The organism is Lentzea indica, from assembly GCF_012184385.1.
Classification (GTDB): domain Bacteria; phylum Actinomycetota; class Actinomycetes; order Mycobacteriales; family Pseudonocardiaceae; genus Lentzea; species Lentzea indica.
In genome coordinates this window covers 1-11,428 of sequence record NZ_VSRL01000271.1, presented here as the reverse complement: position 1 = coordinate 11,428, position 11,428 = coordinate 1, and the positions used below count along the sequence as shown (strand labels likewise).

Below are 11,428 nucleotides of genomic sequence, written 5' to 3'. Positions count from 1 at the left end.
GGCCGCGATCGCCAGCTCACACTCCTCGCGGGTCAGCGCGTCCTCGCGGTCGATGCGAACCGGACGACCGCCGCACCTTGTGCGCGCTGACCGCCGCCGGGGTGTCGCGTCGACGCCCATGTCCGACCACGCGCACCGTGGCACCCCGCGACCTGCGCGAGCACGTTCACCGCGGCGCCGCCGGTCAGGAAGTTCGCGACCATCTGGCCGGTCACCTCGCTCGGGTACACCGACACGCCCTGAGCGGTGATGCCGTGGTCGCCGGCGAAGACGACGACGCGCGGCCGCACGAACGGCTTCGGCGGCACCACGCCCTGGCAGGCCGCGATCCAGTTGCCCAGCTCCTCGAGCCGCCCGAGCGAGCCGACCGGCTTGGTCAGCACCGCGTGACGGGCCTCGGCCTCGCGCAGAACGGTCTCGTCCGGCGGTTCAACCGGCGGGAACTCGGTGCTCACCGTTACTCCTCATCCCTGCTTTGATCAACGCAGTCTCAACGGAATGCCCGCGACGAGCAGCATCACCTCGTCGCACACCTCGGCGACGCGCGCGTTGAGCGCACCGAGGTGATCGCGGAAGAGTCTGCCTGAGCGCGTCGACGGGACGACGCCGAGGCCGACCTCCGCCGTCACCAGCACCAGCCGCGTCCGGCACGTGGCGACCGAGCGCACCAGTTCGTCGACGTTGCGTTGCACCGCCTCCACGCCGTTGGGCCCTTCCCACGCATCAGCGTCGTCCAGCACGCCGACCAGCCACGTCGACAGGTCGTCGACCAGGATCGGCGGGTCGTCGTACGAGGTCGCGGTGAGCAACGCGGGCAGGTCGGGCGGCGCCGACGCCTCGACCGTGTGCCAAGTGGACGGACGGCGTGCGACGTGCAACGCGATGCGCGCGTCCCAGTCCGGGTCGTCCGGGTACCTGCGCGCGGTTGCGACGTAAGTCACGGTCGCGTCGGTGAGCAGGCCTTCCGCGTGCGCTGACTTGCCTGAACGCGCTCCGCCGAGCACGAGCGTCCTGGATGACAAGAGTTAGCCTTCGTCTCATGGAGTTCCGCTGGCGCTACCAGGATGCACAAGGCCGCGATGTCGCTGGCCCCGATGTGGCGTTCGCCGACCAGACGGAGGCGGAGGAGTGGTTCAGCGCCGAGTGGCGTGACCTGCTCGACGCCGGGGTCGAGCAGGTCACGCTGCTGCGCTCGGAATCCGAGGTGTACGGCCCGATGAGCCTCCACCCCGTCCAATAGAGGGCCGGCTAACCCTGGGCGGTCAGCCTCGGGTCGTCCGTGATGACGCCCTCGAGGACGTTGTCGATCTGCTTGAGCACGTCGTCGTCGAGCTCGATGTCGATGGCCTTGACGTTCTCGAAGACCTGCTCCGGACGTGACGCGCCGATGATCGCGGACGCGACGTTCGGGTTGCGCAGCACCCACGCGACGGCGAGCTGCGCCATCGTGACGCCCGCTTCCTCAGCGATCGGCTTGAGCTGCTGCACCGCGTTCAGCACGTCGTCACGCATCCAGCGCGCGATCATCTGCGAACCACGCGCGTCGGCGAGGCGCGACCCCTCCGGCACCTCGGCGCCCGGCAGGTACTTGCCGGTCAGGATGCCCTGCGCGACGGGGGAGAAGACGATCTGGCTGAGGCCCTCGCGCTCGCACGCCGGGATGACCTGCGGCTCGATGACGCGCCACAGCATCGAGTACTGCGGCTGGTGCGACACGAACGGGATCTGCAGCTCACGGGCCAGCGCGGCACCGCGGGTGATCTGCTCGGCGGTCCACTCGGAGACACCGACGTAGAGGACCTTGCCTTGGCGGACGAGGTCGGCGAACGCCAGCATCGTCTCTTCCAGCGGAACGCTGTAGTCGAACCGGTGGGCCTGGTACAGGTCGACGTAGTCGGTCTGCAGGCGCTTGAGCGACGCGTTGGCCGACTCCATGACGTGCTTGCGGCCGAGCCCGCGGTCGTTGGGACCGCCGGGACCGGTCGGCCAGTAGACCTTGGTCAGGATCTCCAGCGACTCGCGCCGTTCACCCTTGAGCGCCCGGCCGAGCACCGACTCCGCGGCGGTGTTGGCGTAGACATCGGCGGTGTCGAAGGTGGTGATCCCCGACTCGAGGGCCGCCTTCACACAGGCGTGGGCCTGCTCTTCCTCAACCTGGGAACCGTGGGTGAGCCAGTTGCCGTACGAGATCTCGCTGATGGACAGGCCGCTGCGGCCGAGTCGACGGAACTTCATACATCGGAGCTTAAACCGAAATCGTTCGTCCTGCTAATGAACTTCGGGTCGGCGCCAGACCAGCGAATACCGCCAGAACACGTGCCTGCGGATGCGTGCGCCAGGCGTGATCTCCGCTGCCGCCGCGCGGATCTCCCGAAGCGTCGGCGCGGTGAACACGACCGGCATCTCCGGATCGTGCGGGGTGCCGCCCGTCCCGTTGATGGCCTTCGCCAGTCCGACGATCGCGTTCGCCGGCAACGTCACGATCTCCATCGCGCGGTCCGCTCGCGTCGCCGTCATGTACAGCCCGATGACGACCAGCAACCCGCCCGGCTTGGTCAGCTCGGCGAGCCTGGTGAGGCCTTCGCGCAACGGCAGGTGGTGCAGGCTCGCCTCGGCCGTGACGACGTCGTAGCGGCCGAGGTCGTGGGTGAGCACGTCGCCGTGGATCCAACGGATCCTGCTGCTGGTCGCGCTCGCCCGTTCGATCATGCGCGCGCTGGCGTCGATCGCGGTGACCTCGTCGGCCTTCAGCGATCGCGCCAGATCGCCGAGGCCGCAGCCGACGTCCAGCGCTGCCGCGGCCCGGGACGGCAACTGCCGGAGCAGCCAGCGGCGGTACCACTCGTTGTGGTTCCACCGCAGCTTCTCCGGCAGTTGAAGCTTGCGCTGCTTCTCGCGCACTACTTGATGGTTTCGCCCGGCTTCACGCGCGGCTTCGGGACACGCAGCCTGCGCAGCTGGCTCGCGCGGATGAACGAGTACCAGCCGATGGAGATGCCCTTGATCGGCTCGTTCGGGAACTTCGCCCGCACCTTCCGCGTGACGATCCTGCCGAGGACGAGGCCCTCGATGACCATCGCGATCAGCATGAACGTCGTCGCCAGCGTCGCGTAGCGCTGCACGGCGAGCGACGGCGTCAGCAGCGCCACGAACACCAGGATCGCGAGCGGCATGAACAGGCCCATGAGGTTGCGGCGCGAGTCGACCAGGTCGCGGATGTACGCCTTCAGCGGACCGCGGTCACGCGGCAGCAGGTACTTGTCGTCGCCGGCCATCATGCGCTGACGGCGCTCGGTGGCCGCGGCACGGCGCTCTTCCTTGCTCACCTTGTTGCCGCGCATGCGCTTGAACGCCTCGCGCTGCGTGCGGGGCGGCGGCGGAACCGGACCGGAGCGCCTGCCCTGCGCCTCACGTCGCTTCGGCGTCGGCCTGCCCTTGCCGGTGCTGTGAGCCTTGTCGAGCGGCTCGGCGAGCTCGGCCCCCGACTCGGGGGTCTGGGCGGTGGTGTCGGCGGAGTTGCGGCGCAGGAACCTCACAGCACAAGGGTAGGGCAGGGGTTTTTCTGTACCTTTCGCGAGGTGCGCGTACTCATCGCTCCGGACTGCTTCGGCGGCACCTTGACCGCTCGCGAGGCCGCCGACGCCATCGCCACCGGCTGGCGCGAGGCCAAGCCCGACGACGTCGTCGTCGAACGCCCACTGGCCGACGGAGGCCCAGGTTTCGTCGACGTTCTGCATGCGGCACTGGACGGCGATATCCAATATATCACCGTCACCGGCCCCCTCGGAAAGCCAGTGGAAGCACGCTGGCTCAGCGTGCGTGCCGACGGTCGACGCGTTGCATACATCGAGTCCGCCGAGGCATGCGGCCTGCACCTCATCCCGGTGGAACTGCGCGCGGAATCCTGCGAGATGGCGACAACGCGAGGCGTCGGCGAGCTCATCGCGGCAGCTGCGGCTGACAACGATGTCATCACGGTCGGCCTGGGCGGCTCCGGCACGACCGACGGCGGCGCCGGCATGCTCGCCGCGTTGTCTGACGCCGTGTCCCAATCAGGGGCCAAATCCGGCGTCGACTTAACTGATATATCGCTTGTCGCGGCGTCCGACGTCGAGAACCCGCTCCTCGGCCCGCACGGTGCCGCGCGCACGTTCGGCCCGCAGAAGGGCGCGTCCCCGGAAGCCGTCGAACGCCTCGAAGCGAAGCTCGCCGCGATGGACGTCCTCAAACCCGTGTCCGACATACCGGGTGCTGGAGCCGCCGGCGGCCTGGGCGCCGCGCTCCTCTCGCTCGGCGCGACGGTGAAGTCCGGCGCCGGCCTCGTCCGCGAACTCACCGGCCTCGACGCCGCGCTCGCCGACGCCGACATCGCCGTCACCGGCGAAGGCAGCTTCGACTGGCAGTCACTCCGGGGCAAGCTCATCACCGCTGTCGCCTCGGGCGCCGCCGAGCGCGGTATCCCGTGCATCGCGATCGCCGGACAGGTCAGCGTCGGCCGCCGCGAGATGGGCGCCGCGGGCGTCCAGGACGCCTACTCGGTGTCCGAGCACGTCGGTTCTGTGCAAAAGTCGATTGCGGACGCCCGCAAAAGTCTCGTTGCAACGGCGGAGCACGTCGCCAAGCAGTGGTCGCGCTGATATATCGGTTGGCTTGAGGGTGGTCTACGTGACAGTCACCACTTGAGGCGACATGGGCCACCCTTGTGGGACCATGGAAGAGGAACAAAGCGGGGAACGCCCGTGTTGTTGAGGGGCGAACCGCCCGCAAAGGACCTCTTAGGAGAGCCATGACGACCGCTCAGGACGCTGCCCCTTCGACCTCCGAGGCGCCGAGCCACGGCGTGACGCTGACCGATGCGGCCGCCGTCAAGGCCAAGGCGTTGCTCGACCAGGAGGGCCGCGACGACATGCATCTGCGCATCGCCGTCCAGCCCGGCGGTTGCGCGGGTCTGCGCTACCAGCTGTTTTTCGACGAGCGTTCGCTCGACGGCGACGCGCTGGTGGACTTCAACGGCATGAAGGTCGCCGTTGACCGGATGAGCGCGCCGTACGTCGAAGGTGCTGTCATCGACTTCGTGGACACGATCGAGAAGCAGGGCTTCACGATCGACAACCCGAACGCCGGCGGGTCCTGCGCCTGCGGCGACTCGTTCCACTAAGGCGAACACGCGCGAGGCCGCGTTCCCGAACCAAACGGGAACGCGGCCTCGTGCTGTGTGTACTGGGAATCAGCCCAGAAGCTCAGACGCCATACTCGGCCAGGCCCTCGACCTGATGGGTGCACTGCTCGTCGACCTGCCAGGGCGCGGCCGCGCGCGGGGCGGGAAGGGGGTGCTCAGGGTGCGTCAGAGCGAAGGGGAGCTGCGCGCAGTCCTCGATCAGCTCACTCATCGTGCTCGCTTCAGGGATCGTCACGCCCCGACCGTATGACGGCGGTCTGACCTGCGGTAGCCCTACCAAACGGTAGTCTTCACAGCTGCACTCATCCGGGTGAGTTGTCACGCAGCGCAACAAGGAAATGAGGAGTCGACGTGCCCCTAGCCGTGTGCGGCAGCATCGCGACCGACCATCTGATGCACTTTCCGGGTCGTTTCGCGGACCAGCTGGTCGCGGAGCGTCTCGACCGTGTGTCACTGAGCTTCCTGGTCGACGACCTCGTAGTCCGCCGCGGTGGCATCGGCGCGAACATCGCGTTCGGCCTCGGCGTGCTCGGGGTGCGTCCGGTGCTCGTGGGCGCAGTCGGCAAGGACTTCGACGACTACCGTTCGTGGCTGGAGCGGCACGGCGTCGACACGACCGGCGTGTACGTGTCCGAGGTCGCGCACACCGCGCGGTTCGTCTGCACGACGGACGACGACATGTGCCAGATCGCCTCCTTCTACGCCGGCGCGATGGCCGAGGCGCGCAACATCGAACTGTCGCCGATCGCGAACCGCGTCGCGAACCTCGAGCTCGTCGTGATCAGCCCGGACGACCCCGCCGCGATGCTCCGCCACGCCGAGGAGTGCCGTCAGCGCGGCTACAAGTTCGCCGTCGACCCGTCGCAGCAGCTCGCCCGCATGGACGGCGAGCAGGCGCGCGCGTTCATCGAGGGCGCCGAGTACCTCTTCAGCAACGACTACGAGTGGGAACTGCTGCTGCAGAAGACCGGCTGGACCGAGGCCGACGTCCTCGCCCGCGTCGGCAGGCGCGTCACGACGCTCGGTGCCAAGGGTGTCGAGATCGTCGACCGCGACGGCTTCGCGCTGCACGTCCCCGCGGTCCCCGAGGTCGCGAAGACCGACCCGACCGGCGTCGGCGACGGCTTCCGCGCGGGCTTCCTCGCCGGCATGACCTCTGGCCTGAGCCTGGAGCGGTCGGCTCAGCTCGGTTCGCTGATCGCCGTCGAAGTGCTCGAAACCGTTGGCACGCAGGAGTGGGTGCTGGATCGCGAATCGGCGCTCGCGCGCATTCGCGGCGCGTTTGGCGACGAAGCTGCTGAGGAGATCGCCCCCGTCCTGCCATGATCGGACAATGGGGACGTACCTGTTCGGCAACACCGGTGAGTTGCTCGATCCGCAGTTCGACGCGCTGAGCTCCCTGCTCGACGCGGGCACGTTCGCCCGCGTCGAGCAGCTCGGCATCTCGGACGGCTGGCGCTGCCTGGAGGTCGGGGGCGGCGGGGGATCCGTGGCGAACTGGCTCGCTGACGTCGTCGCGCCGTCCGGGCACGTGACAGTTACCGACATCGACGTGACCCGGCTCGAGGAACGCGACAACGTCACCGTCCTGGAGCATGACGTAGTATCCAATATATTGCCTGGCAACGCGTTCGACCTGGTCCACGCCCGCCTGGTGCTGTTCCACCTCCCCGCTCGCGACACCGTCCTGCGCAAGCTTCGCGACGCGTTGCGTCCCGGCGGCTGGCTCGTGCTCGACGAGTTCGACTGCCTCCCGCTCGAAGTCCTCTCGGCGGCCCCCGACGACGCCAAGCTGATCATGCGCGTGAAGAACGCTCTGCTGACGCTGCTCGAGCAGGCCGGTGCGGAACTGGCATGGGGTGCGCGCATCGAGAAGGCGTTGCTCGACACCGGTCTGCACGACGTCAGCGGTTCCCGTGAGGTGCAGGAGTGGGCCGGTGGCTCACCGGGCTGCCGTCTGCTCGCCACGTCGGCGCGTCAGGTGCGCGCGAAGCTGCCGCTGTCCGACGACGAGTTCGACCGCTATCTGGAACTGATGGCGTCGCCGGAGACCGTCGTGAGCTCGTACGCGATCTGCAGCGCACAGGGACGAAGGTAAAACGAAAAGGGCCCCTCCGGAGAGGGGCCCTGATCGCGAACCTAGAGCTTGACCGGGTAGTGCGGCTCCGGCACCACCGGCTGGATCCTGCCTTCGACGAAGATGCCGTGCCAGATCATGAACACCAGCAGCGCCCAGATGCGGCGGCTGTGGTCGAGCACTCCGGAGCGGTGCTCCTCGATCAGCCGCAGCACCGCGTTCTTGTCGAGGTACTGGTCGGTCTGCGAGGTGCGCACGATGTCGACCGCCCAGTCGTGCATCTCGTCCTTGAGCCAGTGCCGGATCGGCACCGGGAAGCCGAGCTTGCGGCGGTTCAGCACGTGCGCCGGCACGATGTCGCGGATCGCCTTGCGCAGCGCGAACTTCGTGGTGTCCGGCGTGATCTTCAGGTCGCTCGGGATCTGCGAAGCGATCTTGAAGACCTCGGGGTCCAGGAACGGGACGCGCAGCTCCAGCGAGTTCGCCATGGTCATCTTGTCGGCCTTGACCAGGATGTCGCCGCGTAGCCACGTGAACAGGTCGACGTGCTGCATGCGCGTGACCGGGTCCCAGTTGCGGGACTCGCGGTACGGCTGGGCCGTGACGTCCATGTGCGACACGTTCGGGTCGTACGTGCGTAGAACCTGACTCAGGTGGTCGTCGAGGAAGATGCGGGCGTTGCCGTAGTAGCGCTCCTCCAGCGTGAGCGCGCCGCGGCGCAGCAGGTCCTTGCCGCGCACACCGTGCGGGATCTTCGTCGAAACCTTGCCCATCGCCTTGCGCAGCGCGCCGGGCACCTTCTCGAACGCCGCCAGCGACAACGGCTCGCGGTAGATCGTGTACCCGCCGAACAGCTCGTCCGCGCCCTCACCGGACAGGACGACCTTCACGTGCTGACGCGCCTCACGGGCGATGAACCACAACGGCACCAGCGCCGGGTCGGCCACCGGGTCGTCCAGGTACCAGGTGATCAGCGGCAGCGAGTCCATCATCTCCTGCGCGCTGACCGTGCGGACGACGTGCTTCACGCCGATCAGCGCGGCGGACTCCGCGGCCACGTCGACCTCGGAGAAGCCCTGGCGCTCGAAGCCCGTCGTGAACGTGATCAGGTCGGGGTTGTGCTCCTTGGCCAGCGCCGCGACCACCGTCGAGTCGATGCCGCCCGAGAGGAACGAGCCGACCGTCACGTCCGCGCGCATGTGCTTGGCGACCGAGTCGCGCAGCGCCGCCGTGATCTCGTCGTACAGCGCGTCCGCCTCGGCCTCGCTGCGGACGGTGCGGATCTTGAAGTTCGCGGGGAAGTAGCGCTCGAACGCGGGTGCCTTGCCCGGCTCCAGCGTGAACGAGTGGCCCGACTCGACGCGGAAGATCTGGTCGTGCAGCGAGGCGGGCTCCGGCACGTACTGCAGCGTGAGGTAGTGCTGCAGCCCCTTGACGTTCATCTTCGGCTTGATGCCGAGCGTGGGGGCGATCTCCAGCAGGATCTTCTTTTCGCTGGAGAACGCGACGCCGGCCTGGCCGTGCGCGTAGTAGAGCGGCTTGATGCCGAACGGGTCGCGGCCGCCGAACACGATCTTGCGCTCGGAGTCCCAGATGATGAAGGCGAACATGCCGCGCAGCTTCGTGATCGCCGCGGGGCCGAAGTAGTGGTAGGCGGCGACGATCGTCTCGGTGTCGCCGTCGGTGTGGAAGACCGCGCCGTACTTCTCGGTGAGCTCGGCGCGCAGCTCCAGGTAGTTGTAGATCTCGCCGTTGAAGTTGATCGTGTACCGGCTCGGCGACTCCGCAGGCCCCCACGTCAGGGGCTGGTGGGAGTGCTCGATGTCGATGATGGCGAGGCGGTTGAAGCCGAACACGACCTCGTCGACCCGCCGGCTGCCGCTCTCGTCGGGGCCGCGGTGCCGCATGCAGCGCAGCGCGGCCTCCACAGCCGGGCGCGCGTTCTCGGCCTCGTTCTCGCTAGGGCAAACAAGTCCTGCCAGGCCGCACAAGGCTCTCGCACCTCTCAAAGAAATACGACGGGGAAGACCTCAGTATGCCGAAGCGGCTTTGTGTGACCGAAACTGCACCGCAGCGGCGGTGCCCCCAAGGGGTGAGCGCGGTTGCGCTGGGCTACGCTCCCGCTTGATCCGTTGGCATGGAACGAGGAGGCGGGCGAGCAGTGGGCCTGAAGGAGGGCACCAGGGCATCCCGGCTGGCGAAGACCGCCGGGCTGGTCGGCCTGGTCGGTATCGGGGCCACCGGTTGCTCCACGGACGAGGTGCTGCGCTTCGGATGGCCGCAGGCCGTCACGCCGCAGGCCGAGAAGATGCGCGAGCTCTGGACCTGGTCCGTGATCGCCGCGCTCGTCGTCGGCGTCATCGTGTGGGGTCTGATCCTGTGGTCGGTGGTGTTCCACCGCAAGAAGTCGGAGGAGCTGCCGCGTCAGACGGCGTACAACCTCCCGCTGGAGATCGTGCTCATCGTCGTGCCGACGGTGATCGTGGCGGTGTTGTTCTACTTCACCGCCGTCACGCAGAACTACGTCACGGACAAGTCGGGCAAGCCCGACGTGAACGTCGACGTCATCGCGTTCCAGTGGAACTGGGAGTTCCAGTACCCGGACCACAAGACCGAACAGGGCAACGTCGTCAGCACGGTCGGCACCTCGGGTGAGATCCCGATCATGGTGCTGCCGGCTCACAAGCGCGTCCAGTTCACGCTGCGCTCGACGGACGTCATCCACTCGTTCTTCGTGCCGGAGTTCCACTTCAAGCGGGACGTCTTCCCGAAGCCGGAGAAGAACAACCAGGACAACGTCTTCCAGATCGACCAGATCGACCGTCCCGGTGCGTTCGTCGGCCGTTGTGCCGAGCTCTGCGGCTCCTACCACGCGGTGATGAACTTCGAGGTCCGCGCCCTGAACGAGGCCGACTTCGACAAGTACATCGAGCTCCGCAAGGAGATCAACTCCAAGACGGGCAAGCCGTACACCACGGCTGAGGCGCTTTCGCAGGTCAACTGCGGTGAGCTGTGCGCGCCGCTGGCCACCACGACCACCCCGTTCAACACCGACCGGTCGGCCCGCGAGGCCTCCGGCGCGGGCCAGAAGTAGGGACACGCCCCGCGATGAAGATCGAAGCTCGCGTATTCGACCTGGTGATGGCCTTCTCGTTCCTGATGGCCGTCATCTACGGCTACTGGACGCACGCGGCGACCGGCGCCGTCGAGCCCACCGGCACGGTGGCGCTCGCTCTGACCGGTGGCCTGGCGCTCATCGTCGGCACCTACTTCCGGTTCGTGGCCCGCCGCATCGAGGTGCGGCCGGAGGACAACCCCGATGCCGAGGTCTCCGACGGCGCCGGTGAGCTGGGCTTCTTCAGCCCCGGCTCGTACTGGCCGGTCGGCCTCGCGGCCGCGGCGGCGACCGCCGGTGTCGCGGTGGCGTTCTGGCACGTGTGGCTGCTCGTGATCGCCATCGTCCTGGTGCTGATCATGGTCGGTGGCCTGGTGTTCGAGTACCACACCGGACCCAATCACGACTGATATCCGATACATCGGATATTGCTTGGCTGAAGCCCCCTCCATTGCGGAGGGGGCTTCAGGCGTTTCTGGGGCGTTTCGCGACCGATATCCAGAATGTGATGTACCGCATACCGGATATCGGCCGCGATGACCTGTGCGCCCGATATCCGGTATGCGATATATCAGTTCGGTGTCCGATATATCGCATACCGCGCAAAGGGCCCTCCCCGCCGTGTGGCAGGAAGGGCCCTTCCGAGGTCCTGGGTGCGTTCAGAAGCGCTACGCGGCAGCGCTGACGTTCTCCGGGGTCTTCTGGTACGCGTCGACGTACTCCTGGCCGCTCAGGTCCAGGATGCGGTAGATGATCTCGTCGGTGACGCTGCGCAGCACCGGCAGCGACTCCTGCATGCCGTCGTAGCGGCTGAAGTCGAGCGGCTCGCCGAAGTGGATCGTCACGGGGACGATCTTCGGGAACCTGCTGCCGACCGGCTGCACCTTGTCCGTGCCGATGATGCCGACCGGCACGACCGGGGCCCCCGACTCGAGCGCCATGCGGGCGACGCCCGTGCGGCCGCGGTGCAGCATGCCGTCGAGCGAGCGGGTGCCCTCGGGGTAGATGGCGAAGGCGTCGCCGCGCGCGAGGATCTCGGCGGCCGTGTCGAGCGCGG

14 protein-coding genes and 1 pseudogene are annotated in these 11,428 nt (G+C 67.8%); 7 read left to right on the top strand and 8 right to left on the bottom strand.

The features are described from left to right. Both FXN61_RS41120 and cobU read right to left on the bottom strand, forming a co-directional pair. Positions 1-455, bottom strand: a pseudogene (locus FXN61_RS41120) (nicotinate-nucleotide--dimethylbenzimidazole phosphoribosyltransferase); the annotation flags it as partial. Between the two features lie 24 nt (positions 456-479). Further along, positions 480-1,022 (bottom strand): bifunctional adenosylcobinamide kinase/adenosylcobinamide-phosphate guanylyltransferase, encoded by a 543-nt coding sequence (gene cobU, locus FXN61_RS41115; protein ID WP_167979275.1) that lies wholly within the window; start codon positions 1,020-1,022, stop codon positions 480-482. A gap of 17 nt (positions 1,023-1,039) precedes the next feature. On the opposite strand from cobU, the gene FXN61_RS41110 reads away from it, so the two are divergent. Beyond that, complete coding sequence (locus FXN61_RS41110) at positions 1,040-1,240, top strand: hypothetical protein (protein WP_167979274.1); 201 nt, start codon at positions 1,040-1,042, stop codon at positions 1,238-1,240. Positions 1,241-1,248: 8 nt separating this feature from the next. On the opposite strand, the gene FXN61_RS41105 is transcribed toward FXN61_RS41110, so the two are convergent. Genes FXN61_RS41105 through FXN61_RS41095 form a run of 3 tightly spaced genes read right to left on the bottom strand, consistent with a single transcriptional unit; the run spans position 1,249 to position 3,536 of the window. Continuing rightward, the gene (locus FXN61_RS41105) at positions 1,249-2,235 is read right to left on the bottom strand and encodes an aldo/keto reductase family protein (RefSeq protein WP_167979273.1); all 987 of its coding nucleotides are present in this window, start codon (positions 2,233-2,235) and stop codon (positions 1,249-1,251) included. 33 nt (positions 2,236-2,268) lie between these two features. Beyond that, the gene (locus FXN61_RS41100; RefSeq protein ID WP_167979272.1) at positions 2,269-2,901 is read right to left on the bottom strand and encodes a class I SAM-dependent methyltransferase; all 633 of its coding nucleotides are present in this window, start codon (positions 2,899-2,901) and stop codon (positions 2,269-2,271) included. Next, positions 2,901-3,536 (bottom strand): DUF3043 domain-containing protein, encoded by a 636-nt coding sequence (locus tag FXN61_RS41095; RefSeq protein ID WP_167979271.1) that lies wholly within the window; start codon positions 3,534-3,536, stop codon positions 2,901-2,903. The genes FXN61_RS41100 and FXN61_RS41095 overlap by 1 nt, the downstream gene beginning before the upstream one ends. Positions 3,537-3,578: 42 nt before the next feature. On the opposite strand from FXN61_RS41095, the gene FXN61_RS41090 reads away from it, so the two are divergent. Beyond that, positions 3,579-4,637, top strand: a complete 1,059-nt coding sequence (locus FXN61_RS41090) for a glycerate kinase family protein (protein WP_167979270.1) — start codon at positions 3,579-3,581, stop codon at positions 4,635-4,637. Positions 4,638-4,786: 149 nt separating this feature from the next. Then, complete coding sequence (locus tag FXN61_RS41085) at positions 4,787-5,158, top strand: HesB/IscA family protein (protein WP_167979269.1); 372 nt, start codon at positions 4,787-4,789, stop codon at positions 5,156-5,158. A gap of 82 nt (positions 5,159-5,240) precedes the next feature. Here the strand turns inward: FXN61_RS41085 and FXN61_RS41080 are convergent, their stop codons facing one another. Next, positions 5,241-5,414: a hypothetical protein gene (locus FXN61_RS41080; RefSeq protein WP_167979264.1), complete on the bottom strand. Its 174-nt coding sequence runs from the start codon at positions 5,412-5,414 to the stop codon at positions 5,241-5,243. A gap of 158 nt (positions 5,415-5,572) precedes the next feature. Here FXN61_RS41080 and FXN61_RS41075 point away from each other — a divergent pair, with 158 nt between their 5' ends. Continuing rightward, positions 5,573-6,505: a carbohydrate kinase family protein gene (locus FXN61_RS41075; protein ID WP_167979277.1), complete on the top strand. Its 933-nt coding sequence runs from the start codon at positions 5,573-5,575 to the stop codon at positions 6,503-6,505. A 7-nt stretch (positions 6,506-6,512) separates the two neighbouring features. After that, complete coding sequence (locus FXN61_RS41070) at positions 6,513-7,277, top strand: class I SAM-dependent methyltransferase (protein WP_167979268.1); 765 nt, start codon at positions 6,513-6,515, stop codon at positions 7,275-7,277. Between the two features lie 41 nt (positions 7,278-7,318). On the opposite strand, the gene asnB is transcribed toward FXN61_RS41070, so the two are convergent. After that, positions 7,319-9,247 carry an asparagine synthase (glutamine-hydrolyzing) gene (asnB, locus tag FXN61_RS41065; RefSeq protein WP_167979267.1) on the bottom strand — a complete coding sequence of 643 codons (1,929 nt, stop codon included), beginning with the start codon at positions 9,245-9,247 and terminating at the stop codon, positions 7,319-7,321. A 170-nt stretch (positions 9,248-9,417) separates the two neighbouring features. On the opposite strand from asnB, the gene ctaC reads away from it, so the two are divergent. Then, entirely contained in the window at positions 9,418-10,350 is a 933-nt protein-coding gene (ctaC, locus tag FXN61_RS41060) for an aa3-type cytochrome oxidase subunit II (RefSeq protein ID WP_312878393.1), read from the top strand. A 14-nt stretch (positions 10,351-10,364) separates the two neighbouring features. After that, positions 10,365-10,781 (top strand): cytochrome c oxidase subunit 4, encoded by a 417-nt coding sequence (locus FXN61_RS41055; protein WP_167979266.1) that lies wholly within the window; start codon positions 10,365-10,367, stop codon positions 10,779-10,781. A 258-nt stretch (positions 10,782-11,039) separates the two neighbouring features. Here FXN61_RS41055 and FXN61_RS41050 read toward each other — a convergent pair. After that, positions 11,040-11,428 (bottom strand): lysophospholipid acyltransferase family protein (locus FXN61_RS41050; RefSeq protein ID WP_167979265.1); only part of this gene is annotated, 389 nt, incomplete at its 5' end.